This window comes from Krasilnikovia sp. MM14-A1004 (assembly GCF_047159485.1).
Taxonomy (GTDB): domain Bacteria; phylum Actinomycetota; class Actinomycetes; order Mycobacteriales; family Micromonosporaceae; genus Actinoplanes.
Map to the genome: position 1 here is coordinate 339,894 of NZ_AP038773.1, position 26,485 is coordinate 366,378.

Annotated in this window: 29 protein-coding genes; 15 read left to right on the top strand and 14 right to left on the bottom strand. The window is 70.9% G+C overall.

Translation table 11 applies throughout. From position 1 onward, the window contains the following. Positions 1–14 precede the first annotated feature (14 nt). The 4 genes from ACMCNN_RS01620 to ACMCNN_RS01635 are packed head-to-tail and all read left to right on the top strand — an operon-like array spanning position 15 to position 2,478. The gene (locus tag ACMCNN_RS01620) at positions 15–329 is read left to right on the top strand and encodes a DUF2516 family protein (protein ID WP_412744395.1); all 315 of its coding nucleotides are present in this window, start codon (positions 15–17) and stop codon (positions 327–329) included. Beyond that, positions 323–1,213, top strand: coding sequence for an alpha/beta fold hydrolase (locus ACMCNN_RS01625; RefSeq protein ID WP_412747017.1), 891 nt, complete (start codon positions 323–325; stop codon positions 1,211–1,213). Before ACMCNN_RS01620 ends, ACMCNN_RS01625 begins: the two co-directional genes overlap by 7 nt. A gap of 30 nt (positions 1,214–1,243) precedes the next feature. After that, positions 1,244–1,666: a hypothetical protein gene (locus ACMCNN_RS01630; RefSeq protein WP_412744396.1), complete on the top strand. Its 423-nt coding sequence runs from the start codon at positions 1,244–1,246 to the stop codon at positions 1,664–1,666. Positions 1,667–1,692: 26 nt separating this feature from the next. Beyond that, positions 1,693–2,478 (top strand): EI24 domain-containing protein, encoded by a 786-nt coding sequence (locus ACMCNN_RS01635; protein ID WP_412747018.1) that lies wholly within the window; start codon positions 1,693–1,695, stop codon positions 2,476–2,478. A gap of 85 nt (positions 2,479–2,563) precedes the next feature. Here ACMCNN_RS01635 and ACMCNN_RS01640 read toward each other — a convergent pair whose 3' ends face one another. From ACMCNN_RS01640 to ACMCNN_RS01650, 3 genes are all read right to left on the bottom strand, one after another. Then, entirely contained in the window at positions 2,564–3,580 is a 1,017-nt protein-coding gene (locus tag ACMCNN_RS01640) for a LacI family DNA-binding transcriptional regulator (protein WP_412744397.1), read from the bottom strand. 5 nt (positions 3,581–3,585) lie between these two features. Then, a complete protein-coding gene (locus tag ACMCNN_RS01645) occupies positions 3,586–5,025 on the bottom strand; it encodes a GH1 family beta-glucosidase (RefSeq protein WP_412744398.1) in 1,440 nt (479 codons plus the stop codon). Positions 5,026–5,166: 141 nt separating this feature from the next. Continuing rightward, positions 5,167–5,928 (bottom strand): hypothetical protein, encoded by a 762-nt coding sequence (locus tag ACMCNN_RS01650; protein ID WP_412744399.1) that lies wholly within the window; start codon positions 5,926–5,928, stop codon positions 5,167–5,169. A gap of 64 nt (positions 5,929–5,992) precedes the next feature. Between ACMCNN_RS01650 and ACMCNN_RS01655 the strand changes: the two genes are divergently transcribed. Beyond that, a complete protein-coding gene (locus ACMCNN_RS01655; protein WP_412744400.1) occupies positions 5,993–7,066 on the top strand; it encodes a UDP-N-acetylmuramate dehydrogenase in 1,074 nt (357 codons plus the stop codon). Positions 7,067–7,081: 15 nt separating this feature from the next. Here the strand turns inward: ACMCNN_RS01655 and ACMCNN_RS01660 are convergent, their stop codons facing one another. Beyond that, the gene (locus ACMCNN_RS01660; protein WP_412744401.1) at positions 7,082–7,576 is read right to left on the bottom strand and encodes a CAP domain-containing protein; all 495 of its coding nucleotides are present in this window, start codon (positions 7,574–7,576) and stop codon (positions 7,082–7,084) included. Positions 7,577–8,073: 497 nt separating this feature from the next. Between ACMCNN_RS01660 and ACMCNN_RS01665 the strand changes: the two genes are divergently transcribed. From ACMCNN_RS01665 to ACMCNN_RS01710, 10 genes are all read left to right on the top strand, one after another. Next, the gene (locus ACMCNN_RS01665) at positions 8,074–8,772 is read left to right on the top strand and encodes a response regulator transcription factor (RefSeq protein WP_130509412.1); all 699 of its coding nucleotides are present in this window, start codon (positions 8,074–8,076) and stop codon (positions 8,770–8,772) included. 126 nt (positions 8,773–8,898) lie between these two features. Continuing rightward, the gene (locus ACMCNN_RS01670) at positions 8,899–11,214 is read left to right on the top strand and encodes a chemotaxis protein CheW (protein ID WP_412744402.1); all 2,316 of its coding nucleotides are present in this window, start codon (positions 8,899–8,901) and stop codon (positions 11,212–11,214) included. Position 11,215: 1 nt separating this feature from the next. Then, complete coding sequence (locus tag ACMCNN_RS01675) at positions 11,216–11,659, top strand: chemotaxis protein CheW (protein ID WP_130509410.1); 444 nt, start codon at positions 11,216–11,218, stop codon at positions 11,657–11,659. Next, positions 11,659–12,525 carry a hypothetical protein gene (locus ACMCNN_RS01680; RefSeq protein WP_412744403.1) on the top strand — a complete coding sequence of 289 codons (867 nt, stop codon included), beginning with the start codon at positions 11,659–11,661 and terminating at the stop codon, positions 12,523–12,525. The genes ACMCNN_RS01675 and ACMCNN_RS01680 overlap by 1 nt, the downstream gene beginning before the upstream one ends. Positions 12,526–12,541: 16 nt before the next feature. Beyond that, complete coding sequence (locus ACMCNN_RS01685) at positions 12,542–13,681, top strand: protein-glutamate methylesterase/protein-glutamine glutaminase (RefSeq protein WP_412744404.1); 1,140 nt, start codon at positions 12,542–12,544, stop codon at positions 13,679–13,681. After that, positions 13,678–14,523 carry a CheR family methyltransferase gene (locus ACMCNN_RS01690; RefSeq protein WP_412744405.1) on the top strand — a complete coding sequence of 282 codons (846 nt, stop codon included), beginning with the start codon at positions 13,678–13,680 and terminating at the stop codon, positions 14,521–14,523. The genes ACMCNN_RS01685 and ACMCNN_RS01690 overlap by 4 nt, the downstream gene beginning before the upstream one ends. Positions 14,524–14,530: 7 nt before the next feature. Further along, the gene (locus ACMCNN_RS01695; protein WP_130509406.1) at positions 14,531–14,917 is read left to right on the top strand and encodes a response regulator; all 387 of its coding nucleotides are present in this window, start codon (positions 14,531–14,533) and stop codon (positions 14,915–14,917) included. Beyond that, positions 14,914–15,402, top strand: coding sequence for a chemotaxis protein CheX (locus tag ACMCNN_RS01700; RefSeq protein WP_412744406.1), 489 nt, complete (start codon positions 14,914–14,916; stop codon positions 15,400–15,402). Before ACMCNN_RS01695 ends, ACMCNN_RS01700 begins: the two co-directional genes overlap by 4 nt. Continuing rightward, the gene (locus ACMCNN_RS01705) at positions 15,399–15,761 is read left to right on the top strand and encodes a response regulator (protein WP_412744407.1); all 363 of its coding nucleotides are present in this window, start codon (positions 15,399–15,401) and stop codon (positions 15,759–15,761) included. The genes ACMCNN_RS01700 and ACMCNN_RS01705 overlap by 4 nt, the downstream gene beginning before the upstream one ends. A gap of 7 nt (positions 15,762–15,768) precedes the next feature. Continuing rightward, positions 15,769–16,257, top strand: coding sequence for a hypothetical protein (locus ACMCNN_RS01710; protein ID WP_412744408.1), 489 nt, complete (start codon positions 15,769–15,771; stop codon positions 16,255–16,257). A 10-nt stretch (positions 16,258–16,267) separates the two neighbouring features. Here ACMCNN_RS01710 and ACMCNN_RS01715 read toward each other — a convergent pair whose 3' ends face one another. From ACMCNN_RS01715 to ACMCNN_RS01760, 10 genes are all read right to left on the bottom strand, one after another. Further along, a complete protein-coding gene (locus ACMCNN_RS01715) occupies positions 16,268–17,266 on the bottom strand; it encodes a sulfotransferase family protein (protein ID WP_412744409.1) in 999 nt (332 codons plus the stop codon). Between the two features lie 118 nt (positions 17,267–17,384). Continuing rightward, positions 17,385–17,657, bottom strand: coding sequence for a hypothetical protein (locus tag ACMCNN_RS01720; RefSeq protein WP_412744410.1), 273 nt, complete (start codon positions 17,655–17,657; stop codon positions 17,385–17,387). 3 nt (positions 17,658–17,660) lie between these two features. Then, the gene (locus ACMCNN_RS01725) at positions 17,661–19,268 is read right to left on the bottom strand and encodes a hypothetical protein (protein WP_412744411.1); all 1,608 of its coding nucleotides are present in this window, start codon (positions 19,266–19,268) and stop codon (positions 17,661–17,663) included. Beyond that, positions 19,258–21,297, bottom strand: a complete 2,040-nt coding sequence (locus tag ACMCNN_RS01730; RefSeq protein WP_412744412.1) for a flagellar biosynthesis protein FlhA — start codon at positions 21,295–21,297, stop codon at positions 19,258–19,260. The genes ACMCNN_RS01725 and ACMCNN_RS01730 overlap by 11 nt, the downstream gene beginning before the upstream one ends. Positions 21,298–21,472: 175 nt before the next feature. Beyond that, a complete protein-coding gene (locus tag ACMCNN_RS01735) occupies positions 21,473–22,567 on the bottom strand; it encodes a flagellar biosynthesis protein FlhB (protein ID WP_412744413.1) in 1,095 nt (364 codons plus the stop codon). A 39-nt stretch (positions 22,568–22,606) separates the two neighbouring features. Beyond that, positions 22,607–23,371 (bottom strand): flagellar biosynthetic protein FliR, encoded by a 765-nt coding sequence (locus ACMCNN_RS01740; protein WP_412744414.1) that lies wholly within the window; start codon positions 23,369–23,371, stop codon positions 22,607–22,609. Then, positions 23,368–24,237, bottom strand: coding sequence for a flagellar type III secretion system pore protein FliP (gene fliP / locus ACMCNN_RS01745; RefSeq protein WP_412744415.1), 870 nt, complete (start codon positions 24,235–24,237; stop codon positions 23,368–23,370). Before fliP ends, ACMCNN_RS01740 begins: the two co-directional genes overlap by 4 nt. Continuing rightward, positions 24,234–24,734, bottom strand: coding sequence for a FliO/MopB family protein (locus ACMCNN_RS01750; protein ID WP_412744416.1), 501 nt, complete (start codon positions 24,732–24,734; stop codon positions 24,234–24,236). The genes fliP and ACMCNN_RS01750 overlap by 4 nt, the downstream gene beginning before the upstream one ends. Positions 24,735–24,740: 6 nt before the next feature. Beyond that, positions 24,741–25,490, bottom strand: a complete 750-nt coding sequence (gene fliN, locus ACMCNN_RS01755) for a flagellar motor switch protein FliN (protein WP_412744417.1) — start codon at positions 25,488–25,490, stop codon at positions 24,741–24,743. Beyond that, positions 25,487–26,467, bottom strand: a complete 981-nt coding sequence (locus ACMCNN_RS01760; protein ID WP_412744418.1) for a flagellar motor switch protein FliM — start codon at positions 26,465–26,467, stop codon at positions 25,487–25,489. Before ACMCNN_RS01760 ends, fliN begins: the two co-directional genes overlap by 4 nt. Positions 26,468–26,485: the final 18 nt, after the last annotated feature.

A 26,485-nucleotide genomic window follows, 5' to 3' on the forward strand; every position in this document is an offset into this window, starting at 1 on the left:
CATAGACTCGGGCCATGGCCACCAGCGCTCCGATCTTCTACGACGACGTGTACCGCGGCATCAACCTGGTCATCATGATCTTCTCGCTGATCGTGCAGGCCGTGGCGCTGGTGCACTGCATCACCCAGCGTGGCGACGGATTCCCGGCGATCGGCACCCTGCCCAAGGGCGCCTGGGTGGCCATCCTCGCCGTCTGCCTCGTCCTGACGTACCTGGTCAGCGGGCCGATCGGCATCTTCGGGCTGATCGGCATCGGTGCGGCCCTGGTCTACCTGCTGGACGTCCGTACGGGCCTGCGTGACCTGTCCGACGGCAAGGGCTTCTGGTAGCCGACGGCACGCGGGTCCCGCAGCCCGAACTGCCCGGCCCGCACACCGAACTGATCGACACCCCCGGCGGCGTACGCCTGGAGCAGCTCGTCACGGGCACCGGGGAACCGGTCACCGTGTTCGCCCACGGCCTCGCCGGGGACATCGCCGGTACCCGCCCGCTGGGCAGTGCCGTCACCGGGCGGCGGGTCTTCTTCCACCAGCGCGGGCACGGCCGTTCCGACGCCCCGCCGGGGCCGTGGAGCTTCGCCGACCTCGCCGACGATCTCGAAGCGGTCGCGGACCGTTCCGGCGCCACCCGGGCGGTCGGGGTCAGCATGGGCGCCGCCGCCGTGTGCCGCCTGCTGGCGCGGCGACCGGACCGCTTCGCGCGGGTGGTGCTGTTCCTGCCCGCCCCGCTGGACGGGGTGCGGCCCACCGCCGCCCGCGACCGGATGCGACGGCTGCGCGCCGCACTCGACGCGGGTGACCTGCGCGCCGCGCCCGATGCGGGTGACCTGCGCGCCGCGCCCGACGCGGAGGACCTGCGTGCGGCGATCGAGTCGGAGGTGCCCCGCGACCTCCGGGACACCGCCGCCGGCCGGGCCTACCTGCGCCAGCGGGAGGAGCAGTTGCGGCGTGACGGCCTGGCCCCGCAGCTCGACACGCTCTGGCAGACCCCGGCCGTGCCCGACGAAGGTGCGCTGCAAGCGTTCGCGGGGCGGGCACTGGTGATCGGGTGCGACGGCGACGAACTGCACCCGGCCGCCGTCGCCGAGCGGGTCGCCGACCGGCTCGGTGCCGCGCTGCACGTGTACGACCGGCCCGACGTGCTCTGGACGCAACGCCGGGACCTGCGCGAGCGGATCTCGGCCTTCCTCAACGCCCCAGCGGGTACGCCGTAACCTTTCGGGCCCCGGAACGATTGTCAATCCGTGCGGCTCTCCCCCAAATCGATCTTCTTCGGCGTCCTCCTGCTCGGGCTGCCCTTCGCACTGGCCGTCGGTTGGGCTCTCGGTACACCGGCCGCCGGGCCCGCGCCCGTGTCGGCCCCGGCCGGCAGCGGCGTCCTGGGGACGGCGCCGAGCCGGACCGTGACGCCCGAGTCGGTCACGGCGCTGGAATGGACGCCGCGCCCGGTGCGCTCCACCCCGCCCCGCCGTACCGCGCGCCGCGCCGCGGCCAGCGCCACCGAGTCGCGCAGCCCGTCGCCCGGACGGGTGGAGCCGTCCCGGACGCCGCCGCCCACCCCGGCCGATCCGAGCGAGCCGCCGCCCAGCCCGTCCGCGCCGCCGCCGCCGAGCACTGACACCGGACCGGCGGGCGTCGGGGCGGGCGAACTGGTGGCCGGGTCCTAAGCTGCCGGGTCGTGACCGATGTTGCGATGCGCCCGATCGGCCCCGGCAGCCCCGTACGGGAGTTCCTGCTCGGCGCGGCCCTGCTGCCCCGCGGCCTGGGCCTGTGCCTGCGCAACCCGCGGCTGCTGGTGCTGGGCCTGATCCCGGCGGTCATCTCGGGAATCCTGTACACCTCTGCCCTCATCGCCCTGCTGGCGTTCCTGCCAGAGGTCTCCCGGGCGGTCACTTGGTTCGCCGACGACTGGGACGCCGGGTGGCGTGACCTCGTCCAGGTGCTGGCGGGGGTCGGGGTGGTGGGCCTCAGCGGACTGATCGGGGTGCTGACCTTCACGGCGGTCACCCTGCTCATCGGCGACCCGTTCTACGAGACGATCTCCGGCCTGGTCGAACAGCGGTTCGGCGGGGTGCCCGACGAGGTCGAGGTGCCGTGGTGGCGTTCGCTGGGGCGCAGCCTCGTCGACTCGCTGCGCCTGATCGCCCTGTCGGTGCTGCTCGGGATCCCGCTGTTCCTGCTGGGCTTCCTGCCATTCGTGGGGCAGACCGTGGTGCCGGTGCTGGGCGCGTTGGTCGGCGGGTGGCTGCTGGCGGTCGAGCTGACCGGGGTGCCGTTCCAGCGGCGCGGGCGACGGCTGGCGGATCGCCGGGCGGCGCTGCGCACCAACCGGCCGCTGGCCCTCGGCTTCGGGGCGGCCGTGTTCGTCTGCTTCCTGCTGCCGCTCGGCGCGATCCTGCTCATGCCGGGCGCGGTGGCGGGCGCCGCCCTGCTGGCGCGCCGGGTGCTCGGACTGCCGATCGAGGCGCCCCCCGCCTGACCCGGGGCTCACGCCCGCCCGCCCCACGAGGCGGTCAGCTTTCCGGCGGACCCTGTCGGGCAGGCTTCCCGGCGGACCCTGGCGCTCAGGCGGAGGCGCGCAGGACCAGCTCGGTCGGCAGGACCACCGGGCCGGCCACCTCGGTGGGGTCGTCGACCAGGGTGAGCATCAGCTTCGCCATGGTGCGGCCCATGTCGACGATGGGCTGGCGGACCGTGGTCAGCGGCGGGTCGCTGTACTGGGCGATCTCGAAGTCGTCGAAGCCGATCACGGCGACGTCGACCGGTACGCGGCGGCCGCGCTCGCGCAGGGCCTGCAACGCGCCGTGCGCCATCAGGTCGGAGGCGACGAAGACCGCGTCCAGCTCCGGGTCCTCGGTGAGCAGCCGCTGCATCGCCTGGACGCCCGACTCGCGGGTGAAGTCGCCGGTGGTGACGTGCTCGGGCAGCCCCGCCTCGTCCAGTACGGCCTGGTAGCCGGCCAGCCGGTCCACGCCGGCGATCATGTCCTGCGGGCCGGCGATGGTGGCGATCCGCCGCCGGCCGGCACCGACCAGGTGCCGCACCGCCGCGGCCACCCCGCCGAAGTGGTCCACGTCCACGTACGGGACGGTGTTGCCGGCCGGGCTCATGGGGCGGCCGCTGCACACCACCGGGATGCCGAGCCGGGCGAGCTTGCCGGGTAACGGGTCGGCCCCGTGCATCGAGGCGAACATGACGCCGTCGACGTGCCCGGCCATCGCGTACCGTTCGACCCGGTCGTGGCTGGCCGCGGAGCCGGCCATCATGAGGACCAGCTGCTTGTCGGCGGCCTCCAGCTCCGTGCTGACTCCCCTTATCACCGCCGGGAAGAACATGTCGTCGGAGAAGACCCGGCTGGCGGTCTCCGGCAGGATCAGCGCGATCGACTCGGTCCGCTGGGTGACCAGGCTGCGGGCCGCCTGATTGGGTACGTACCCCAGCTCCTCGACGGCCTGGTTCACCGCGTCACGGATCGTGGCCGCGACCGTGGTCGAGCCGTTGACGACACGGGACACCGTGGCCCGGGAGACACCGGCCCGCCGCGCCACCGCTTCCAGAGTCGGGCGCTCCCGCGTCACCATTCAGCTCACTCCTCCGCCCGGGCGCGGTCGGGCAGACCGTTACGCCTGATCACCTCCTGATACCACCGTGCGCTGTCCTTCGCCACCCGGGCCTGCGTGGTGTAGTCGACGTGCACGATGCCGAAGCGTTTGGCGTAACCCTCCGCCCATTCGAAATTGTCCATCAAAGACCACACGAAGTATCCCCGAAGGTCAACACCGGCGGACAGCGCATCCTGGCAGGCCCGGAGGTGGCCGTCGAGGTACGCGATCCGCGCCGCGTCGCGGACCCGGCCGTCCGGGCCGGGCTCGTCCGGGTACGCGGCCCCGTTCTCGGTGATCAGCAGGGGAATGCCGTGGTAGTCGCGGTGCAGCCGCTCCAGCAGGCGGGTCAGCGCGGCCGGTTCGATCTGCCAGTTCATGTCGGTGACCGGGCCGACCGGGTCGCGGAACGCGATGCCCTCGGTGCCCGGGCTGTCGGGGGAGGCGGGCGTGCCGGGCCGCGCCGACACGTACGCGGGCTGGTAGAAGTTCACCCCCAGGACGTCGATCGGGGCGCTGATCAGTTCCTCGTCGCCGTCGCGCAGCCACGCCAGGTCGGTGAAGCGGCGCATGTGCTCGATCATGTCGGTGGGGTAGCGGCCGCGCAGCAGCGGATCGAGGAAGATCCGGTTGTGCAGCCCGTCGACGAGCCGCGCCGCCTCGACATCGGCCGGGTTGTCCGGATCCACGGGGTACACGGCGGTCGGGTTGAGGGTGATGCTGAGCTGCCGCGCGCCCGCCGCACGCAGCGCCCGCGCGGCCAGCCCGTGCCCGAGCAGCAGGTGGTGCAGCGCGGCGAACGCGGCGGCCGGGTCGGTGACGCCGGGGGCGTGCCGCCCGCTGCCGTAGCCGAGGTACGCCGAGCACCACGGCTCGTTCAGGGTCGTCCAGGTGCGTACCCGGTCGCCGAGGCGGCGGAAGGCGATCTGCGCGTACGTGGCGAACGCCTCGGCGGTCTCCCGTACGGTCCAGCCGCCCCGGTCCTGCAGGGCCTGTGGCAGGTCCCAGTGGTACAGCGTGACCACCGGGTCGATGCCCTTGGCCAGCAACTCGTCGGTGAGCCGGTCGTAGAAGTCGAGGCCACGGGTGTTGACCGGGCCGGTGCCGTCGGGCTGCAGCCGGGGCCAGGAGATCGAGTACCGGTACGACGCGAGGCCCAGCTCGGCCATCAGCGCCACGTCGTCGCGGTACCGGTGGTAGTGGTCGCAGGCCACGTCGCCGGTGTGCCCGGCGACGACCTTGCCGGGCGTACGGCTGAAGGTGTCCCAGATCGAGGGCCCGCGGCCGTCCTCGGTCGCGGCGCCCTCGACCTGGTATGCGGCGGTGGCCGCGCCCCAGACGAACCCGTCGGGGAACCGTGGCCCCGCCGTCGCGGGCGCGCCGCTGGTCTCCGTCGTCGACTCGGTCCAGACCGTGGCCGTCATGCCTGTCACCGCTTCCTGCCCGCTGTCGCTGCGGTCGCTGGGCGCCGCACTTAACCGGTACAGCGTACGGCGAAAGGCCGCTCTGGGAAGGGGGGCGACGGTTCCGAAACCGGTTTCGGAACCGGGATCGGGTGAACGGGTTCAGCCGACCTGGAGCGCGGCGAACAGGCGGGGGTCGCCCGTGGTGACCAGGGCGTCGGTGGGGCGGCGACCGGTCAGCGTGAGCAGCAGCTCGCTGGCGGTGCCGCTGGCCTCGGCGCGGGGGTGGTGGTCGTCGGAGTCGAGGATCGTGCCGGTGTCGAGCAGTGCGACCCCGGTGCCGCGCAGCCGGACGAACCAGTCGTACGCGGCGTCCGTGGCGACCAGGTGCACCACCCCGTGCAGGTCGGTCGGGCCGGTACGCCGCCCGGCCGGCAGCCAGGTGTCCAGTGCCTCGCTGATGCCGTCCGCGGCCAGCTTGGTCTCCAGCGCGGTGGCCCGCCCGACCGCCGACTCGGCCTCCCAGCGGCACAGCGCGATCTCGTGGGCCGTCCGGCGCTGCCAGAACGCGGCCTTCTTCGGCTGTGGTGCCCAGTTCCACGCGGGCAGTTCGGCGTCCACCGCGTCCAGGGTCTCGATCGTGCCGGTCAGCTCGCGGCGCAGCCCGTCCAGGGCGTCCGGCCAGTCGGGGCGCGGGGCCGCGGGGACCGGGTCGGCGGGCCGGTCGGTCACGCCGCGCGGGGTGTGCTCGCGTACCCAATGCAGCTCGGTGGTGAGGTGTTCCACCAGGTCGGCGGCGCTGAATCCGGGGCGCGACGGTATCGGCGCGCCGGCGCCCGCCTCCGCGAGGGCGTCCTGCAGTGCGGGGCCGTCGGCGCGCAGGGCCGCGATCCAGAAGTCCTTCGTCCCGTGCAGCCTGTTCATCGGAATCTCCGCTCAACCCGACCGCCTGAGGCACCCCGGGCCCCCGCGCCCTAGGGTGAACGTCGTGCCTGACGTTAGTGCTGACCGGCAGACCACCGCATCCCCAGCGACCGCGCGTTCGCTGGGGGCGTACACGACGCTACGCCTCGGTGGTCCCGCGGGCACCCTGACCGTGGCGACCGAGGCCGGGCAGGCGGTCGCGGCGGTCCGCGCGGCGACGGCCGCGGGCGAGCCGGTGTTCGTGCTGGCCGGGGGCAGCAACGTGGTGGTCGGCGACGCGGGGTTCGCGGGGACCGTGGTGCTGCTGCGCACCACCGGGATGCGCGTGGTGTCCCGCGACTCCGCCGGGGCCGTGGTGCGGGTCGCCGCGGGCGAACCGTGGGACGACGTGGTCGCCCGGACGGTGGCCGAGGGCCTGTCCGGGCTGGAGTGCCTGTCCGGGATCCCCGGCAGCGCCGGTGCGACCCCCATCCAGAACGTGGGCGCGTACGGCCAGGAGGTGGCCCACACGATCGTGGCGGTGCATGCGTACGACCGCTCGGCCGACGAGGTGCGCGCGTACACCCCGGCGGAGTGCGGGTTCGGCTACCGGTCCAGCATCTTCAAGCACACCGACCGCTGGGTGGTGCTGGAGGTCGACTTCCGGCTGGCCGTCTCCGGCGAGTCCGCCCCGATCCGGTACGCCGAGCTGGCCCGCCACCTCGGCGTGGAGGTGGGCGAGCGGGTGCCGCTGCAGCAGGCGCGGGACGCGGTGCTGAAACTGCGCGCGGGCAAGGGCATGGTGCTCGACGCCGAGGACCGCGACACGTGGTCGGTGGGGTCGTTCTTCACCAACCCGGTGCTGTCGGCGTCCCAGTGGGCGGCGCTGCGGGAGCGGGCCGACCCGCCGTTCTGGCCGGGGGAACAGGGCGCGGTCAAGGTGCCGGCGGCGTGGCTGATCGAGCAGGCCGGTTTCGGCAAGGGGTACGGCCGGGACGGCGTGGCGATCTCCACGAAGCACACCCTCGCGCTGACCAACCGGGGTGGCGGCACCACCACGGCGCTGCTCGGCCTCGCCCGGGAGATCCGCGACGGGGTGGCCGCCCGGTTCGGGGTCGAGCTGCACCCCGAACCGGTCCTGGTGAACTGCGCGTTCTGACCTCCCGGCGCGACGTCACAGCCGCCCGAAGAGCTGGGTGTAGTAAGGCGTGCCGTTCGCCCCGAAGCTGACTCCCGTGCCGATCGAGCGGTTGGTGCAGTCGAGCATGTTCGCCCGGTGTTCCGGGCTGGCCATCCAGGCCGCGATCACCTCGTCGGCGGTCGGGTAGCCCCAGGCGATGTTCTCCCCGGACGGCTGGGTGTAGCCGGCGGCCCGGGAGCGGGTCACGAACGTCGAGCCGTCCAGCCACACGTGGTTGAAGTCTCCGGTGAGAGCCATGTGGGCGCTCTGCCGGATCGACGCGATGATCAGCTCCTGGTCGACGGCCAGCAGCCCGCAGCCATTCGCCCATCGCTGCTGGTTGGTCTTCCAGACGAGTTGGGACATCAACTCGAGCGCCGGGGTGGGCAGGCCGGCCATGAGCCGCGCGGCGATGATCGCCGGGCCGGGGCTGCTGGCCTGGGCGGGCGCCGGTGCCACGAGCACGGGCAGCGCTGCGGTGGCAAGCACGGCTAGCTTGCGTACGGCGGAATGGAACACGTTCTGCCTCCGGGTCCACGGGTGGGCGCCAATCGCCCTCCTTGGCTATCGGACCGGCTTGTGGCGTTTTTGTCTCACATTTCGTGGTTCGCGTTGTTCGTCGCCTGCGTCCATGTCAGCCTGGTGGGATGCCTGCCGACCGGCGGGGTAAGACGCTGGGTAAGCACGCGCGGTGGCGGTACGGACGGCCGGTTTGCGTGCGCCGGGGGTGCCGGGGCGGGACGTGCCTGCTGAGAGCCCTGAGGTCGAAGTCTGCGGATCCGCGCGGACGGGCCCCGGCAACGGATGAGAACGCTAAACTGTGACTGTCCGTATATGAACCACTAGGTCGCCATACGACCGACCCGGTGACGTTTGTCTAGCTATCGTGGGTCATATCGCCACGAGGCTGGCCGACGCCGCGCCAGGCGGGCCGGGGGCACCGCGTCTGCCGACGCACAGCGGGGGTATGCCATGGGGATGAGGGCATGAGCCGCCTCCTGGTCGTCGAGGACGACCCGGACATCGCGCTCGCCCTCCGGCTGCTGTTCAGCCGGGCAGGGTATGAGGTCGCGCACGCCGGAGACGGTCGTACCGGCCTCAAGGAGGCGTACGCGGAGCACCCCGATCTCGTGGTGCTCGACGTCGGCCTGCCCGAGATGGACGGCTGGCAGGTGCTGGAACGGCTGCGCGACGTCTCCGACGTACCCGTGCTCGTGCTCACCGCGCACGGCCAGGAGGCCGAGAAGGTCCGCGGCCTGCGCGGCGGCGCCGACGACTACCTGACCAAACCGTTCGCCAACAACGAGCTGCTGGCCCGCGTCGAGGCGCTGCTGCGCCGCTCGTCGGCCGGGCAGAACAGCTGGGCCAGCCAGATCTACGACGACGGGCTCGTCCACCTGGACCCCACCAAGCGTCGGGTGTACGTCAAGGGTGATGAGAAACGTCTCACCCCGACCGAGTTCCGCCTGCTCAACGCACTGGTCCGGCACGCCGGCGCGGTGCTGTCGCCCAACCAGCTGCTGACCCAGGCATGGGACGACCCCACCGGAATCGGTCAAGAACGCGTCAAGTTCGCGGTCCTGCGGCTGCGCCGCAAGCTCGGCTGGTCGGACCCGGACGAATCCCCGATCGAGTCCGTTCGCGGATTCGGCTATCGGTACCGGCGCCCGGGCGGGGAGAGCTGAACTCCGTCCGAGGGCGCTGTACGCGGTGTCCTCAGGTGGCGGCCCCGGGAGTCGATGAGGGAACAGGAAGCCCCGAGCAGGAGGTAGGCCGTGGAAGACCTTGGTGAGATCGTTGGCGAATTTCTCATGGAGAGCCATGAGAATCTCGACCAGATCGACCGGGACCTCGTCGCCCTGGAACAGAACCCGGGCTCGCGGGAGCTGATCGCCCGTATCTTCCGGGCCATCCACACCATCAAGGGCACCAGCGGATTCCTCGCCTTCACGCGGCTCGAGACGCTGGCGCACGCGGGTGAGTCGCTGCTGTCTCGACTGCGTGACGGCGTGCAGCCGGTGACGCCCGAGACCATCACGACGCTGCTGGCCACGATCGACGGCGTGCGTTCGCTGCTGGCGGCCATCGAGCACCGCGGCTCCGAGGGCGACATCAACGTCGACGGCATCATCGCCTCCGTGCACGCCCAGATGCAGTCCGAGGCGCCCGCCCTGGAGGCCGCCCCGGCCGCCGCCGTGGAGGCGGAGGCGCCCGCCGAGGCTCCGGTCCCGCTGGCGGAGACGCCGGTCCGCCCGGCGCCCGAGCCGGTCGAGGGGCAGCGCAAGCCGCTCGGCGAGATGCTCGTCGAGTCCGGCGCGACCAGCCCGTCCGACGTCAGCTCGGCGCTGCAGCAGCAGCTCGAGGGCGACGAGCGCAAGCTCGGCACGATCCTGCTGGAGGAGGGCAAGGCGGCCCCCGCGGCGGTCTCCGAGGCCCTGCAGACCCAGGCTCCCAAGCGCAGCGTCGCGGACTCCGCGATCCGCGTGGACGTGGACCTGCTGGACAACCTGATGAACATGGTCGGCGAGCTGGTGCTGGCACGTAACCAGCTCGTCCGCGGCGTCATGGAGCTCGGCGACTCCGGGCTCGTACGCAGCGCCCAGCGGCTCGGCATGATCACCAGCGAGCTGCAGGAAGGGATCATGAAGACCCGGATGCAGCCGATCGAGCACATCTGGTCGAAGCTCCCCCGGGTCGTCCGCGACCTCAGCACCGGCCTGGGCAAGCAGGTCCAGCTGGTCATGGAGGGCAAGGAGACGGAGCTCGACCGCAGCCTGCTCGAGGCGGTCAAGGACCCGCTGACCCACCTGGTCCGCAACGCGGTCGACCACGGCATCGAGGACGCCGACGTCCGGGTCGCCAACGGCAAGACGCCGGAGGGCACCCTGGCGCTGCGCGCGTACCACGAGGGTGGGCACGTCGCGGTCGAGGTGGCCGACGACGGCGCCGGCCTCAACGTCGAGCGGATCGCGCAGAAGGCGGTCGAGAACGGCCTGATCCGCGCGGACCAGGTCGCCACCATGGACAAGCGCGAGATCATGGCGCTGGTCTTCCAACCCGGCTTCAGCACCGCGCAGAAGGTCACCAACGTCTCCGGCCGCGGCGTCGGCATGGACGTGGTGAAGACCAACATCGAGCGGATCGGCGGCGCGGTCAGCGTCGACTCGACCCCGGGCCAGGGCACCGTCTGGCGGCTCACCATCCCGCTGACCCTGGCCATCATCCAGGCCCTCACTGTCGACTGCGGCGACCAGCGCTACGTGGTGCCGCAGGTCGCGGTGCTGGAGCTGGTCTTCATCGACGGCAACAGCACCAAGATCGAGTACGCCTCCGGCGCGCCGGTGTACCGCCTGCGCGGCAAGCTCCTGCCGCTGGTCCGGCTGGACCGCGCGCTCGGCTTCGAGGTCGGCAGCGACCAGGGCGTCTACATCATGGTGCTGCAGGCCGACGGCCGCCGCTTCGGTCTCGTCGTGGACCGGGTCCTGAACACCGAAGAGGTCGTGGTCAAGGCGCTCAACAGCCGCCTGAAGGACATCGGCCTGTACGCCGGCGCCACCATCCTGGGTGACGGCAAGGTCGGCCTGATCCTCGACGTCTCCTCGCTGGCCCGCCGTTCCCACCTGGGCGCGGAAGGCGAACGGGAGAACATCGTCGGCGCCTCCCGCGCCGTCGGCGGCGGCGACCGGGGCGAGCGTCTGCTCATCACCGCGGTCGGCGAGCGCCGGGTCGCCATCCCGCTGGACACGGTCACCCGCCTCGAGGAGTTCCCGCGGGACCGCATCGAGCAGGCCGGCTCCCGCGAGGTCGTGCAGTACCGCGGCCAGATCCTCCCGCTGGTGCGCCTGTCGCAGCTGCTGGGGGCGTACAGCGAGGAACCGGAGGGGGACACCGTGCCGGTGGTGGTCTACAGCGAGGGTCCGCGCAGCGTGGCCCTGGTGGTCGACCGGATCGTCGACATCGCCGAGAACGAGACGACCGCCCGCCGCGACGCGGAGGAGGACGGCCTGGTCGGCACCGCGGTGATCCAGCAGCGGGTCACCGAGCTGCTGGACGTGCGGCGCGCGATCCTCGCCGCCGACCCCAACTTCTACCGTGACACGACCGACGAGATGCTGGTGGAGGCCTGACATGGCGAGTCGTCAGTTCGCCACCTTCGAGGTGGCAGACCAGTTGTTCGGCGTCGAGGTGGACACCGTCCAGGAGGTGCTCTCGTACAACGAGTACACCCCCGTACCGCTGGCTCCGCCGGCCGTCGGTGGCCTGTTCAACCTGCGTGGCCAGGTCATCGCCGCGGTCGACCTGCGGGTGCAGCTGGGCCTCAACCGGCAGGCACTCGAGGGCCCGGTCATGAACGTCATCATCCGAGGCAGCGGGGAGCGTGAGCCGGTCAGCCTGCTCGTCGACCGCATCGGCGAGGTCGTGGACCTCGAGGACGAGGCGTTCGAGCCGCCGCCGGACACGCTCAGCGGCCCCACCCGCGAGCTCGTGGTGGGCACGTTCAAGCTGGACGGGCGGCTGATGTTGGCGCTGGACGTCAACCAGGCCGTCGACACGTACCGCGCTACGACCTGATGTACAGCCTGGTCAGCGCTCCCGTCCTCGGCTTCGACCTGACCCGCCTGGGTGGCGGGTCGGCCACCGCCGAGGTGCTCCTGCGCGCCCTGAAGCTCCAGCTCGGGGACCTGCCGGTGCTTGCGGAGCGACTGCCGGACGAAGGCGTGCGCGGCCCGTTGTGGGTCGAGGTGGAGAGCGCGGCGCGACGGTTGCCGACCCTCAAGGGGGTCGGCAACGACGCGAGTTCGCTGGCACTGATCGAACGCGCGCCGATCGGTTCGGTGGACGCGCTGCTCACCTGCATCCGGTACGACGTGATGGCGTGGACGTGGGAGGGCACCGGCCGGGACGCGACGCAGAGCGAGACCGCGGCGTCCGCCACGGCGCTGCTCTGCGACGCGGCGGTCGCCAGCTACCTCCGTGAGGTGCTGGACGACCAGAGCCGGCGGATGCTCGGCGCGGGCTGGGTCGCCGCGATGCGCAAGCTGCCCACGGGCGCGCCGATCGACCTGGGCCCGTACCACTATGCGATCTCGTCGCTGCTGGACCGGCTGCGTTCGATCCGGCCCGCCGACCTGAACCGGCTGGTGCAGTCCGCCGAGGACGCCCGGCGCAACGCGGGGGGCTGGTCGCCCGCGGTGCACTCGGCGTCCTGGGCGGCGTATCTGTCCGACCGGGTCCGAACGGCCGCGGCGGCGCAGATGCTGCTGGTCCAGGCGATAGACATCGCGGCGATCCCGCTGGCCGACCGGGCCGGCGGGATCTGGAACATGCTCAGCGGCGCCGTGCAGGCGCTGGTGGTCAAGGACTTGCTGGACACCGCCACGTCACACCGGCTGCTCGCGCCGGTCATCGCGGCGCTGGGACCGGCTTGGCTCGGGTGAGAGGGGGGTGGCCCGAATGATTTCCGTGCTCGTCGTCGACGACTCCGTCGTCGTGCGTCGGCTCATCGTGGACGCCCTCGGCGATTCCCCGAACATCGAGGTCGTCGGTACCGCCGCGAACGGGCTGCTGGCCCAGGCGAAGATCGACCGGCTCAAGCCCGACGTCGTGACCATGGACATCGAGATGCCACAGATGAACGGCATCGAGGCGGTCCGGGAGCTGCGTAAACGGCATCCGAAGCTGCCGGTCATCATGTTCAGCACGCTATCGGCCGCGGGCGCCAGCGCCACGCTGGAGGCACTCTCCGCGGGCGCGACCGACTACGTCACCAAGCCGTCGAACGTCGGCTCGATCGCGCAGTCCATCGCGGCCGTACGCGAACAGCTGGTGCCGAAGATCCTGGCGCTGGCGGGCTGGCAGCGGCCCGCCCGGCCCGCGCCGCCCCCGGCCCGACCGGGCGCGACGCCGCCGCGCGGCGCCGGTCCGGCGGCACCGAGCCGCCTGGCCGCGCCGCCGCTGGCCCGCCCGGCCGCGCCGGTACGCAAGCGGCCCGGCGGACGGGTGGACGTGCTGGCCGTCGGCTGCTCGACCGGTGGGCCCGATGCGCTGACCAAGGTGCTGCTGGCGCTGCCCGCGGACCTGCCGGTGCCGGTCGTGGTCACCCAGCACATGCCGCCGGTCTTCACGCGCATGTTCGCCGAGCGGCTGGACCGCAGTACCCCGTTGCGCGTCGTCGAGGCCGCCGACGGGATGGAAGTGAGTGTGGGCACGGTCTACATCGCGCAGGGCGACCGGCACCTGGTGCTGCAGCGCCGTGGCAGCGCGATCGTGACCCAGCTCAGCAGTGCACCGCCGGAGAATTCGTGCCGTCCGGCGGTCGACGTGATGTTCCGCTCGGTCGCCGACATCTACGGGGCGAACGCGTACGCGGCGGTGCTCACCGGTATGGGGCACGACGGACGTGTCGGAGCGAAGGTGTTGCGGGAGGCGGGAGCCGAGGTGTTGGCGCAGGATGAGGCGACGTCGGTGGTGTGGGGAATGCCCGGGGCGGTGGTAGCGGCCGGCCTGGCCGACGAGGTGCTGCCGCTGGACCGGATTCCGGCCGCCCTGCTCAGCCGCTTGAAGGTCGGACGTTCCGCGGCGGTGGCCCGATGACGTTGTCACAATCGGACTTCGCGTTCGTTTCCCAGCTGGTCAAGCGGGAAGCGGCGATCGTGCTGGCGCCCGGCAAGGAGTATCTGGTCGAGGCGCGGCTGATCCCCGTCGCCCGGCAGCTCGGCGCGGGCAGCGTCGGCGAGTTCCTGGCCGGGCTGCAACGCCGCCCGAACGTCGCCGACCAGCAACGCATCGTGGACGCCCTGACCACGAACGAGACCTCGTGGTTCCGCGACCGGGAGCCGTTCACGGCCCTGACGGACGTGGTCCTGCCCGAGTTGGTGCAGGCTCGGGCCAGTGCGCGCAAGCTGCGCGTGTGGTCGGCGGCCAGCTCCAGCGGGCAGGAGGCGTACAGCCTGGCCATCACGCTGCAGGAGGCCCTGCCGAGCGGCTGGGGCTACGAGATCATGGGCAGCGACATCTCCACGGAGATGATCGGGCGCGCCGAGAAGGGCGAATACAGCCAGGTCGAGGTGAACCGCGGTCTGCCCGCAACCACACTCGTGCAATATTTCGACCGGATCGGCACGCACTGGCGGGTCGCGCCGACATTGCGGCGCAACGTGTCGTTCCGACTGATGAATTTGACCGCTTCATTACCGGCAATGCCGCCGTTTGACGTCATTTTCCTCCGTAACGTGCTCATCTATTTCGACGTGGCCACGAAGAAGTCGGTGCTGCACAACGTCGCCAAGCTGCTCCGTCCGGACGGCTGGCTGTTCCTCGGAGCCGCCGAGACGACGATCGGTATCGATGACAACTACGAACGAGTGGCGGCCGGTCGGACGTCCGCCTACAAGATCCGAGCCGCGGTGCCAGCCGGTACCGCCAAGAGGGGATGAGCACGCGATGCGCGCCATGGTGATCGACGACTCTCGCGCGATGCGCATGATCCTGAAGCGCATCGTCGCGAAGTTGAACTTCGAAGCGGTGGAGGCGGGCGACGGCCAGGAGGCCCTCGACCTGCTCAATGGAATGGACGAGGTGCCGGAGCTGGCCCTCATCGACTGGAACATGCCGAACATGAACGGCCTTGAGTTCGTGACGAAGGTCCGTTCGGATCCGCGGCTGCGGGAAATGACGCTGGTCATGGTCACGACCGAGAGTGAACAGAGCCAGATCGTCCGCGCGCTGGCTGCGGGTGCACACGAATATGTCATCAAGCCCTTCACGGAGGGCGCAATGATCGAGAAGCTGGCCCTGCTGGGCCTCGTTCCGACCGGAGCAAACTCATGAGCGTCGATGTCGTGGTGAGTGAGGCCGAGCTCGCCGAAATGGTCGAGCAGGTCTGGATGTCGTATCTGGACCCTGAAGGGGTCGACCCGCTGATCGCCACCGGGGACGCCACCCAGGTGTGCGAGGTGCACTCGTCGGTCTCCATCACGGGCTCCTGGAGCGGACACGTCGTGTACGCCACCTCGATGACCGCCGCGCGCCGTGCCGCCGCTGCATTCCTGGCCATGGAGCCGGACGAGGTGAGCGAAGAGGACCTCACCGACGTGCTCGGTGAGCTGGCGAACATCGTCGGTGGCAACGTGAAGGCGATGCTGCCGCCCGGTGCGCTGCTGTCGTTGCCGCAGGTCGTGCTCGCGCCCGAGTCGACCACGAAGTACCCGGCCGCCGAACGGGTCACCGGCCTGTACGGCCTGTGGGGCGGCGAGCCGGTGTCCATTTCGATGTGGCAGAGCCGTGCCGACGTGAAGAAGGAGGAGAGCGAGTGAAGATTCTGATCGCGGACGACAGCCGCGTCATGCGGCAGATCGTCACTCGCACCCTCCGTCAGGCGGGTTTCGACGGGCACGACCTGATCGAGGCCTCCGACGGCAAGGAAGCTCTGGACATGGCCCAGGGCGAGAAGCCGGACCTCGTCATCTCCGACTGGAACATGCCGGAGATGACCGGTGTGGAGGTTCTGCGCAAGCTGCGTGCCGCGGGCAACAACGTGAAGTTCGGATTCGTGACGTCCGAGTGCACACAGGAGATGCAGGACGAGGCCCAGGCGGCGGGATCACTGTTTTTCATCGTCAAGCCATTCACAGCCGAGCAATTCGACGAGGTGTTCTCTCCAATCCTGGGATGATGTGGTCATGTCCGATACCTCGGTTATTCCTGGCGCACTCGCCGTCCGCAACCTCTTCGAGGACCTCCTCGGCCGGGAGGTCAGCGTCAATCCCGGCAACCCGCTCGGCGCCGCGGACCTGCCCACCGCGGTCATCGCCATCTACACGGACACATCCCAGCAGCTGTACGCGGTGCTCGGCATGGAACTCAGCCTTGCCGCCAACGCAGGCGCGGCTCTCGGTCTGCTGCCGGCCGGTGCGGCCGAGGACAGCATCGAGGAGAAGAAGCTCTTCCCGAACCTCGCCGAGAACGTCTTCGAACTCTGCAATGTGCTGAGCAGCGTGTTCAGCAACGTCGAGGGCGCGCCACGCGTCAAGCTCTACCAGGTCATCTACCCGGGCATGGACCTGCCCAACGATGCCCGGGCGCACCTGCTCGCCCTCGGCAAGCGCCTCGACCTGACCGTCGAAGTGGCTCGATACGGCAAGGGCACCCTCTCGCTGTCGATCGCCTGACCGCGCCGGTTCACGCCCGGGGCGAACGCGCGTGGGGCACCCGGTGTGCCAACGGCTCGGGTCGCAGCCGGGCCGCCGCCCGGGTCAGACCCCGCTTCGCGGGGGCGAGCCGGTGCGGCGCCGCCGACCAGCCGTACCGCAGCAGTTCACCGCCGCCCGGCCGGGACGCCCCGGACAGCTCGTATCCGCACGCCCGCAACCGCCCGCCGAGCGCTGTCTCGCAGAGCGCCACCTCGGCCGGGCTGAGCCGTTGCTGCCAACTCTGGACCCGCTGGGTCGTCACCGGTCCGCGGGTGCGTTCGTGCCACGTCTTGTGTGCCGGGACGGCCATCTCGGCGACCCGGCCCGGCTCCGACATCGCGGGGTCGTAGGTCTCGCCGAGGAAGCCGCACAGCCGGGACAGCTCGGTTTCCGGGCCGGCCACCAGATCCTCGTAGCGCAGCTGGTACCACTGGCCCGGGCCGAGACGCCGGGCCGCGCGGCGGGCGTCGTCGACCGCTCGGGCCCACGCGGCGATCGTGGTGTACAGGTCGTCGCGATGCCAGGACATCTCCTTGAGCGAGGCCACGCAGTCGCGGCCGTCGCGCACGATGTTGACGATCTGGGCGTCCGGGAACAGCCGCAGGACCATGTCGAGGTTCTGCAGGTACGCGGGGCGCTTGTCGCCCCAGCGGGGGCGGTCGAAGCGGGCGGCGTACAGGCGGAAGACCTCCGCCAGGGCGGAGCCGAGGGTCGGCGCCCCGGCGACGATGGCGGCGACGACCTGATCGGGGTCCACGCCGAGATCGGCGAAGCGGGTCTGCTCACGGTCGACGATCCACCGGGCGAGCGTCCACCGGTTCGCCGGGTTCCGCAGATCCCCGAAAGCCCGTCGCTCCTGGTACGCGGCCAGCACGAACCGCGTCTCGGGCGGGATCGCGATCCGCGGATGGGCGTGCAGCATGAGCTGGAGCATCGTCGTACCGGAGCGGGGACAGCCCACGACGATGATCGGACGGTCACCGGACACCCGGCAGCTCACCTCCGGTGTGGGATGGGTACACCGGGGGTAACGTATGACATTACGTCTGCAATAGGAGTAAACGGGCGATCAGCGTGTCGCGCCGCGCGCGGGACCGGTCGGTGCCTCAGGACGGGTGCTCGGCCGACTCCGGGTCGGCCGAACCGCCCAGTGCGGGCTTGCCGGCCTCGGCGGTCTTGCCCGGCTCCGCGGCCGCCTCGGCGCTCTTGCCGTATCCGGCGGTGACGAAGCGCAGGCCGGCCAGCAGCAGGGCGGCGATCGGCACGGCGATCAGGAAGCGGATCAGCACCTGCGAGATGTCGATGTCGTCGTTGACGTACCGGTACACCGCGGGCGCGCTCATCAGCAGCGCGAACAGCAGGACGGCCGGACGGATCATCCGTTACCTGCCCCGCGCCCGGCGCGGCGTCGCGGCCATCGGCACGATGTCGGACGCGATCCGGGCGCACAGCATCGCCGCCCAGGCGTGCGGGGTGGCCGGCCGTCCGTCCAGCGAGTAGATCGGCACGTCGAGGCCGAGCACTGTCGCCGGGTCGGTGGTGATCTCCACGTTGTGCACCACCAGCGCCTCGACGTCGCCGAGGGTACGCAGGTGCCGCGCGGAGTCAGGAGTCTTGCGGGTCGCGTCGACCACCGCCCACACCGCGGTCGCGCCGAGCGCGTCACACATGTCGTTGACCCAGATCGGGTCGGTGTCGCCGACCGGGGCGTCCAGCACGACGACCCAGGCGTTGTCGGCGGACTGCAGCTTCTCGGCGCGGGCGGCGGCCTGTGCGGGGGTGTGCATCACCCGGGAGGAGTGCATGCCGGTACCGGCCGCCGACGGTCCCGCGTACAGCAGGTGGTTGGCGTCCAGGTCGATCTCCTGCAGCAGCTGCTTGCCGATCGGAATCGCGTGCGCGACCTCACCGGCCAGCACGAGGATGTCGCCGGGGGCCTCCGGGATCCCCGGCGCGGACGGGCGCGCGGCCAGCACGGAGAGCACCCCGGCGTACGTGTCGCCGCCGGTGATCTGGGCGGCCAGCTGCTCGGGCATGCCCACCGAGATCAGGTTCATCACCACGGGGTCGCTCTGCGCGGGGCGCAGCTCGGTCGACGTGGCGGAGTACGTGGCGACCTCCTGCGAGGCCGGGTTCATGCCGTAGGTGGCGGCGGCCGAGCGGGTGGGTGCGAGCGTGCTGGAGGTACGCGGCTCGAACCTGACGTTCTCCTCCTCGGTCATGCCGAGGCCGCCCATCAGTTCGGCGAGGCTGGGCACCGGCGGCAGGGGACGCACGGCAGCCGGGTTCTCGGCGGTGGGCACACCCATCCCCATGGCGGGCGCACCCAGCCCGGAGGCGGCCGTACCCATGCCGGCCGTACCCATGCCGGCCGTACCCATGCCGGCCGTACCCATGCCGGCCGTGCCCATGCCCGAGGCGGCTGTACCCAACCCTGACGCGGCCGTACCCATGCCGGCCGTGCCCATCCGGGACGCGGCCGTGCCGAGGCCGGCGGAGGTCGCCGCGCCGCGGGTGCCGCCGTTGTTGACCGGCGAGCCGGACGCCGCGGACGGGCGGAACGGCCGTACCGTCTGCGCCTGCGGCCGCTCCTGGGCCGCCTGCCGGGCGGACGCCTGCACGGCCTCGGTCCTGTCCAGGCCCGCCATCAGCTGCGCGAACGCGGCGCCGCTGCCGGCGTCGTCGTCGCCGTGGCCCGCGGGTGCCCCACCCGAGGTGATCCGGTCCCGCGACTCGGCGCGCTCCAGCAGCTGCTCCAGGCCGCGGGGCTCGTCGGCGATGGTCGTGGCCGGGGCCCGACGGAACGGTTCGGCACTCGGCCGGTCCTCGGGGTCGGGCACCTCCACGGCCAGCTCGTAGTGCTGCTTCGCGAAGAAGCCGCCGAAGCCGCCGCTACGCACCTTGTCCGCGGAAATGATGCGCACGCCGGAGCCGTACTCCTCACGCACCTGCGCCAGCAGTGGTTCGATGGCTGGTCCCTCAAGCAACACCCGCGTAGGCACCGTTCACCACCCCCATGGTCTCGATCTGCGCGGTGGAACCGGAGATCTCCGAGTACGACAGCACCTGCAGCTTCCGGCTGCCGGCGCGCAGCAGGCGCATGAGCGGCAGCCGCAGCTGCGGGGAGCAGGCCAGCACCGGGCTGAGCCCCTGTTGCTCGGCGCCCTCGACGAGGCGCCCGGCCTCCGTGACGATGGCCTCGGCCTTCAGGCCGTCGATCGCCATGAAGGCGCCGGTCTCGCTGGGCCGCAGCGACTCCAGCAGACCCTGCTCCAGGATCGGGTCCAGCGTGATGACGGTCAGCCGGCCATGCGCGGTGTACTGGGCGGCGATGGCCGGGCCCAGCGCGGCGCGGGCGGCCTCGACCAGGCCGTCGTGGTCGACCGACACCTTGGCACGCAGCGAGAGCGCCTCGAAGATGCGGACCAGGTCGCGGACCGGCACACCCTCGTCCAGCAGGCCCTGCAGCACCCGCTGGATCTGACCCAGGCTGAGCAGGGCGGGCGTCAGCTCCTCCACCACGACCGGGTGGGTGCGCTTGACCGTCTCGGTCAGGGCGCGCACGTCCTCGCGGCCCAGCAGGCGGCTGGCGTTGCTGCGGACGATCTCGGCCAGGTGCGTGATGATCACCGAGGCGCGGTCGACGACCGTCGCGCCGGAGAGCTCGGCCTGGTAGTGCAGCTCCTGCGGAACCCACTTGCCCGCGAGGCCGAAGACCGGCTCCACCCCGGCCCGGCCGGGCAGGGCCTGCAGGCCGTCGCCGATGGCCAGGACCGTGCCGGGCGGCGCCTGGCCGGTGCCGGCGTCGATCCCGGAGATCCGGATCGCGTACGAGGACAGCGGCAGGTCGAGGTCGTCGCGGGTACGCACCGGCGGCATGACGATGCCCAGCTCCAGGGCCATCTTGCGGCGCAGGGCGCGGACCCGGTCGAGCAGGTCGCCGCCGCCCGCGTCGACGAGGTCGACGAGGTCCGGGGAGAGCGCCAGCTCCAGCGGGTCGACCCGCATCTCGCCCATCAGCGTGTCCGGGGAGTCCGGCGACGGCCGGTCCGTCTCGGCGGTGACGATCTCGACCTCGGGCTCCGGGTCCTTCACCCGCTGCGCAATGATCAGCACGGTCGCGCCGACCAGCAGGAACGGGATCTTCGGCAGGCCGGGGATGACGCACAGCGCGAGGGCCGCGCCGCCGCCGATGCGCAGGGCCAGCTTGTTCTGGCTCAGCTGCTGGCTGACGCTGGTGCCCATGTCGCCGGTGGTGGCCGAGCGGGTCACGATGAGACCCGTGGCGACCGAGAGCAGCAGGGCCGGGATCTGGGAGACCAGGCCGTCGCCGACGGTCAGCAGGCTGTAGTGGTTCATCGCGTCGGCCGGGGACATGCCCTGCTGGATCATGCCGATCGCGAAACCGCCGACCAGGTTGATCACCGTGATGATGATGGCCGCGATGGCGTCGCCCTTGACGAACTTCGAGCCACCGTCCATGGCGCCGTAGAAGTCCGCCTCGGCGGCGACCTCGGCGCGGCGCTTCTTGGCCTCGGCCTCGTCGATCAGGCCGGCGTTCAGGTCGGCGTCGATCGCCATCTGCTTACCGGGCATGGCGTCGAGGGTGAACCGGGCGCCCACCTCGGCGACCCGCTCGGCACCCTTGGTCACCACGATGATCTGCACGATGATCAGGATCAGGAAGATCACCAGGCCGATGACCAGACTGCCGCCGACCACGAAGCTGCCGAACGCGTGGATCACCTTGCCGGCGTCACCGTCGCGCAACACGAGTCTCGTGGCGCTGATGTTGAGCGCCAATCGGAACAGCGTGGCCACCAGCAGGATCGCCGGGAAGACAGAGAAGTCGAGCGGCTTCTGCACGAACATGCTGACCAGCAGGATCAGCAGGGCAGCGGTGATGTTCAGTGCGATCAGGAGGTCGAGGAGGAAGGTCGGCAGCGGCACGACCATCATCACGATGATGCCGATAACCCCGACGGGTACGGCGAACCTGCTGAGGTTCCTGTTCTTCACGGCACCTTCCGAGTGTGGGAAGTCCGGGGCCGATCCGTGCCCTGCTGGCGCGCCATCCCTGGCGTACTTCTGATCGGCGGTCCGTCGCGGTCACTGAGCGGCAGTTTCCGGGCCCTGGCGAGCCCATCGTCTCGCGGTTATGGACGGGATGTGAGTAAATCTCCCACATTGGCCCCTATGCGGCGGCAGCCGCGGTTGCATGCGGGTTGCGGTGCATACCGGCGGCGGAGCCCTTCGACTTGAGGCTCATCACAAACGCGAGCACCTTCGCCACCGCGCCGAACAACTCGGCCGGGATCTCGTGGCCCACCTCGGTGCCCTTGTACAGGGCGCGGGCCAGCGGCACGTCCTGCACCATCGGGACGCGGTGCTCGGTGGCCAGCTCACGGATCTTCGTGGCGATCGCGCCCTGGCCCTTGGCCACGATCCGGGGTGCGCCCTTGGCCGGGTCGTAGCGCAGCGCCACGGCCACGTGCGTCGGGTTGACCAGCACCACGTCGGCGGTCGGCACGTCGGCCATCTGCCGGTTGCGGGCCATGGCCATCTGCCGGGAGCGGATCTGCCCCTTGACGTGCGGGTCACCCTCGGAGTTCTTGTGCTCCTGCTTGACCTCTTCCTTGGTCATCCGCAGTTGCTTGTTGGTGCGGCGGCGCACCACGAAGTAGTCGGCCGCGGCCATCACGATGCCCGCCACGGCGGCGACCCGGATCACCGAGATCGCCCCGTTGGTGACCACCCCGAGCAGCGTGCCCAGCGGGAGCCGGCCCGCCGTCAGCAGCAGCGGGATCATGCCCTTCATCGTGGTGTACAGCACCCCGCCGAGCACGGCGGTCTTCACCAGGGCCTTGGTCAGCTCCCACAGCGACTGGGGACCGAACATCTTCTTGATCCCGGGCAGCGGGTTGAGCCGGTTGAACTTCGGCAGGAACAGCTTCGTGGCGACCCGGATGCCGCCCTGGCCGGCGGCCGCGGCGATGCCCACGGCCATCATCGTCAGGGCCAGCGGGAGTACGGTCCAGAACGCGCTCATCAGCCCGGACTTGAGGATGCCGAGGGCGACGTGCGGATCGGGATCCGCGATGGTGGCGGGGATCTTGGCCATCAGCTCGCGCGAGTGATCCATCGCTTTGCTCAGCGTCTTGGGAAGTACGACGCTGGCGGCCAACATGCCCACCCAGGCACCGATGTCGGGGCTACGCCCGATCTGGCCTTCCTGCTTCGCCTTCTTCAGCCGCTGCGCGGTGGGCTGTTCGGTCTTCTCGCCGGCCACGTCACCTCCCGGGTCTGCTGTCCTCCCGTTCGGCCGGTTTCAGCCGCCGCTGAGCTGCACGACCGCAGCGACCGCCTTGTCGACGAGGGTGTCCAGGGCGCGGGGCAGGGCGGCGATCGCGATCCCGGACAGGGTCAGCACCAGAAGGATCTTGGCGGGGAAGCCGAGCTGGAACGCGTTCAGCGCGGGAGCGACCCGGTTGAGCAGGCCGAACGCCACGTCGGTGAGGAACAGGATCGCGATCAACGGGCCCGCGATCTGCAGCGCGGCCAGGAACATCTCGCCCACCCCCTCGGTGAGCACCCGGCCCAGCGTGGCCAGCGAGAACGACGCGTTCAGCGGCAACGTCTGGTACGACTGCAGGAAGCCGCGCAGGATCATCTGGTACGCGTCCGTCGCGAACAGCAGGGTCATCGCGATCAGGTTGTAGAAGCGGCCGAACACCGAGCTCTGGCTCATCGACAGCGGGTCGAACGCGTACGCCAGCGTGAAACCACCGAACACGTCGAGCAGGTCGCCCGCCGCCTGCAACGCGGCGAAGTACAGCGCCGTGATGAAGCCCAGAGTCGCGCCGACGAAGAACTGCAGGGCCGCGCTCGCGATGATCGCCGAGGCGGTGAACTGAGGCAGGCTCGCGGTCAGGTACGGCACCATCGGAATCGTCAGTCCCACCGACAACAGCGCCTTGACCGGTGCCGAGATCAGCCGCGAGGCGAACGGCGGACTGACGATCAACCACGCCGCCGCCCGTACCGATCCGAGCATCACCGCGAGCAGCGTGGCCAGCGGGGCGTCGAAGTTCATCCGTAGCTCGCCACCAGGGCCGTGATGATCAGACTCCACCCGTTGACCAGCACGAACAGCAACAACTTGAACGGCAGTGCCACGGTCACCGGGGGCAACATCATCATGCCCAGTGACATCAGTGACGCGGACACCACCATGTCGATGATGATGAACGGGACGAAGATGACGAACCCGATGATGAACGCCGCGCGCAGCTCCGACAGCACGAACGCCGGCACCAGCGTGGTCAGCGGCAGGTCGTCCTTGTTGGCCGGGGTCTCCGACCCGGAGACCTTCACCATCAGCGCGATCTCGTCCGGCCGGGTCGTCTTCAACATGAATTCCCGCAGCGGCTGAATGCCGGCCTCGAACGCCTGCGACTGGGTCTTCGTGCCATTGAGGTACGGCTGCAGCCCCTGCTGGTTCATCTGCTGCAGGGTCGGTCCCATGATGAACAGGCTGATGAACAGCGCCAGCCCGGCCAGCACCTGGTTCGGCGGCATGCTGGTCAGCCCGAGCGCGTTGCGGGTGATCCCGAGCACCATGAAGACCTTGGTGAACGGCGTGCACACCACCAGCAGCGAGGGCAGCACCCACAGCAGGGTGATGCCGAGCAGGATCACCAGCGAGTTGGCGGGCCGGTTCTGGCCGTTCACGTTGACGTTGACGTTGACCGCGCCGCTCGGGGGGATCGGGGCGGCCGGGGTGGTCGGCGCGACCGGCGCCCGGTAGGCCACGGGAACCATGGGGGCGTGCCGGGCCGGTGCGGGAGCGGTCGGGGCCGGGGTCGGCGCGGGCTGGGGTGGGGCGGCCGACGCCGAGGCGGCCGGCGCGAGCGCCAGAGCCAGACCGGTCAGCAGCAGTACGAGCCCGCGGCGGATCATCGTCTCGACGTCCGATCTCGAAGAAACTCCATCGTTGCCCGCCAGGTGTTCGGTGACAGCACGGAGCCGTCCAGCCGGCCGCCGCGGTGCTTGACCGCAAGATCGGCCGGGAGCGTGACGTCCTCGAGCATGGCTTCCGGCTTCAGCGACACGGGGTCCCGCTTCTTCGTGTGCACCGGCGGGACCATGACCTCAGGCTCCAGCGAGACGGGGTCCCGCTTCTTCGTGTGCACGTGCGGCGGCGGCTCGAACGGCAGCAGGTCCGTCTCGCCGAGCAGGCTCACGTGCTGGTCGGTCACGCCGAGGATGAGCGCCTTGTCGGCGACCTGTACGACAGTGACCACCGCGCCGCGGGCGAGCTGCTGACGATCGAGCACGGCGAGGTTGGGCGTCCTGTGGCGGCCGGTCAGCGGGCGCCGGACCACCTTGGCCAGGCCCCACATCAAACCGAACACGATCAGCAGCGAGAAGCCGATCCGCAGGACGAGTTCGATCACCGACGGCTACCCCTGTTCGCTGCCCGGGGCGACGATCTCGGTGATCCGGATGCCGAAGTTCTCGTCGATGACGACGACCTCGCCGCGGGCGATGAGGCGGCCGTTCACCAGCAGGTCCGCGGGGCTGCCCGCGGCCCGGTCCAGCTCCACGATCGCGCCGGGGATCAGCGACAGCAGTTCCCGCACGCTCATCCTGGTCCGGCCCAGCTCCGCCGAGACCTCCATCTCGACGTCGTGCAGCATGTCCAGGCCGCCCCGGATGGCGCCGATCTCCGGCCGGCGGGCGGGCACGCCGCCCGGACCGGCCTCCTCGGGCCACGGGCTGAGCGCGAGCGCCACGATCGCCCGTACGGTCTCGCCGTCGAGCAGCGGCACCGCCACCGCGCCAGGCTTGGCGGCGAGCGCGCTGAGCGCCACCGCCGGCTCCATGACCTGGCCCGGGTCGAGCACGACCGGCCCGAAGGTCCGGGAGGCCGCCTCCAGGGCGGGTCGGACCGCCGCGGTCAGGTCCAGCTCACCGAGCGGGCTCTCCTTGAGCGCGTCGGCCAGGTCCTGGCCGACGACCACGACCACGTCGCCGGTCGCCGCGCCGCTGAACCGGGCGGTGATCGCCTGCCCGTCGGGCAGCGCGTCCTCGCTGGCCGCGACCGGTACGCCGACAACCAGCTCACGACTCGTGGGCAGGACGGCGCGGGCCGCCTCGGCGGCGCTGCGCGCCAGCGCGAGCTGCGGCTCGGTGATGGTGGGCGCGGTCACAGGCGGCCAACCTCCTTCGACTGTTCCTGGGGCGACGGCACGACGAGGCACGCGAGCCGGGCGCCCTGGTTACCCGGTACGGCGTGCGCGAAGACGGTTTCGTTGACTGTCACGTCGAGCGGCATGCTGATCGGGTGCCCCAGCGGCACCACGTCACCGGGGCGTAGATCCACGATGTCATCGGTACGCATCCGAATGGGGTGGAATCGGACGGCAACATCGATCGGAGCGGCGGAAAGTCCGGTGCTCAGGTTCCGGTGCGCGGTGTCGCGGGTGAGCCGCTCGGCCGCCGTCAGCTCTATCGTCTCCTGCTTCTCCAGCACCGGCAGTATCGTGTTGAACGGCACGCAGATGCTGGCCACGCACTCCTCGGTGCCGATCTTCATCTCGAACAACGCCACCACGACGGCGTCGCCCGGCTGATGGGCACGCAGGAACTGCGCGTTGTACTCGATCTCCCGCAGCTTCGGCTGGAGGTCGACCAGCGTCTCGAAGCCGTACCGCAGCTCGCCGAGCATCCGCTCCTGCAGGCCGCGCAGCAGCGGCATCTCCACCTCGGTGAGCGGCCGCTCCGGCTGGGGGCCGCCCGGCCCGCCCAGCATGTGGTCGATGGCCGTCATCACCGCGGCCGAGGACATCTCCATGAGCACCGTGCCGGGCAGCGGGTCGAGCGACACCAGGGCCACCACGGTCGGGTTGGCCAGCGAGGCGACGTACTCGTCGTAGTTCAGCTGCTCGATCGAGGTCAAAGCCACGCTGCTGACCACGCGCAGACGGGTGGTCAGCAGCGTGCCGCAGCTACGGGCGTACGTCTCGAACGCGATCTGCAGCGTGCGGACGTGCTCGCGGGACAACTTGATCGGGCGGCGGAAGTCGTACGGTGCCGGTCCCCCGGAACCGCGCCGGGACATCTTGCCCCGCGCGGTGGCCGGCGCGCTTCCCCGCCCGGTCGCGGGCGCAGACGCAGAGTTGGTCACGTCGTCCTCATCGGCTCG

Bases quoted from the DNA above. Each gene is read 5' to 3' on its own strand.
- ACMCNN_RS01620 (WP_412744395.1), top strand. From the start codon at position 15: ATGGCCACCAGCGCTCCGATCTTCTACGACGACGTGTACCGCGGCATC.
- ACMCNN_RS01635 (WP_412747018.1), top strand. From the start codon at position 1,693: ATGCGCCCGATCGGCCCCGGCAGCCCCGTACGGGAGTTCCTGCTCGGC.
- ACMCNN_RS01640 (WP_412744397.1), bottom strand. From the start codon at position 3,580: ATGGTGACGCGGGAGCGCCCGACTCTGGAAGCGGTGGCGCGGCGGGCC.
- ACMCNN_RS01645 (WP_412744398.1), bottom strand. From the start codon at position 5,025: ATGACGGCCACGGTCTGGACCGAGTCGACGACGGAGACCAGCGGCGCG.
- ACMCNN_RS01650 (WP_412744399.1), bottom strand. From the start codon at position 5,928: ATGAACAGGCTGCACGGGACGAAGGACTTCTGGATCGCGGCCCTGCGC.
- ACMCNN_RS01665 (WP_130509412.1), top strand. From the start codon at position 8,074: ATGAGCCGCCTCCTGGTCGTCGAGGACGACCCGGACATCGCGCTCGCC.
- ACMCNN_RS01670 (WP_412744402.1), top strand. From the start codon at position 8,899: ATGGAGAGCCATGAGAATCTCGACCAGATCGACCGGGACCTCGTCGCC.
- ACMCNN_RS01675 (WP_130509410.1), top strand. From the start codon at position 11,216: ATGGCGAGTCGTCAGTTCGCCACCTTCGAGGTGGCAGACCAGTTGTTC.
- ACMCNN_RS01680 (WP_412744403.1), top strand. From the start codon at position 11,659: ATGTACAGCCTGGTCAGCGCTCCCGTCCTCGGCTTCGACCTGACCCGC.
- ACMCNN_RS01685 (WP_412744404.1), top strand. From the start codon at position 12,542: ATGATTTCCGTGCTCGTCGTCGACGACTCCGTCGTCGTGCGTCGGCTC.
- ACMCNN_RS01690 (WP_412744405.1), top strand. From the start codon at position 13,678: ATGACGTTGTCACAATCGGACTTCGCGTTCGTTTCCCAGCTGGTCAAG.
- ACMCNN_RS01695 (WP_130509406.1), top strand. From the start codon at position 14,531: ATGCGCGCCATGGTGATCGACGACTCTCGCGCGATGCGCATGATCCTG.
- ACMCNN_RS01700 (WP_412744406.1), top strand. From the start codon at position 14,914: ATGAGCGTCGATGTCGTGGTGAGTGAGGCCGAGCTCGCCGAAATGGTC.
- ACMCNN_RS01710 (WP_412744408.1), top strand. From the start codon at position 15,769: ATGTCCGATACCTCGGTTATTCCTGGCGCACTCGCCGTCCGCAACCTC.
- ACMCNN_RS01720 (WP_412744410.1), bottom strand. From the start codon at position 17,657: ATGATCCGTCCGGCCGTCCTGCTGTTCGCGCTGCTGATGAGCGCGCCC.
- ACMCNN_RS01740 (WP_412744414.1), bottom strand. From the start codon at position 23,371: ATGAACTTCGACGCCCCGCTGGCCACGCTGCTCGCGGTGATGCTCGGA.
- fliP (WP_412744415.1), bottom strand. From the start codon at position 24,237: ATGATCCGCCGCGGGCTCGTACTGCTGCTGACCGGTCTGGCTCTGGCG.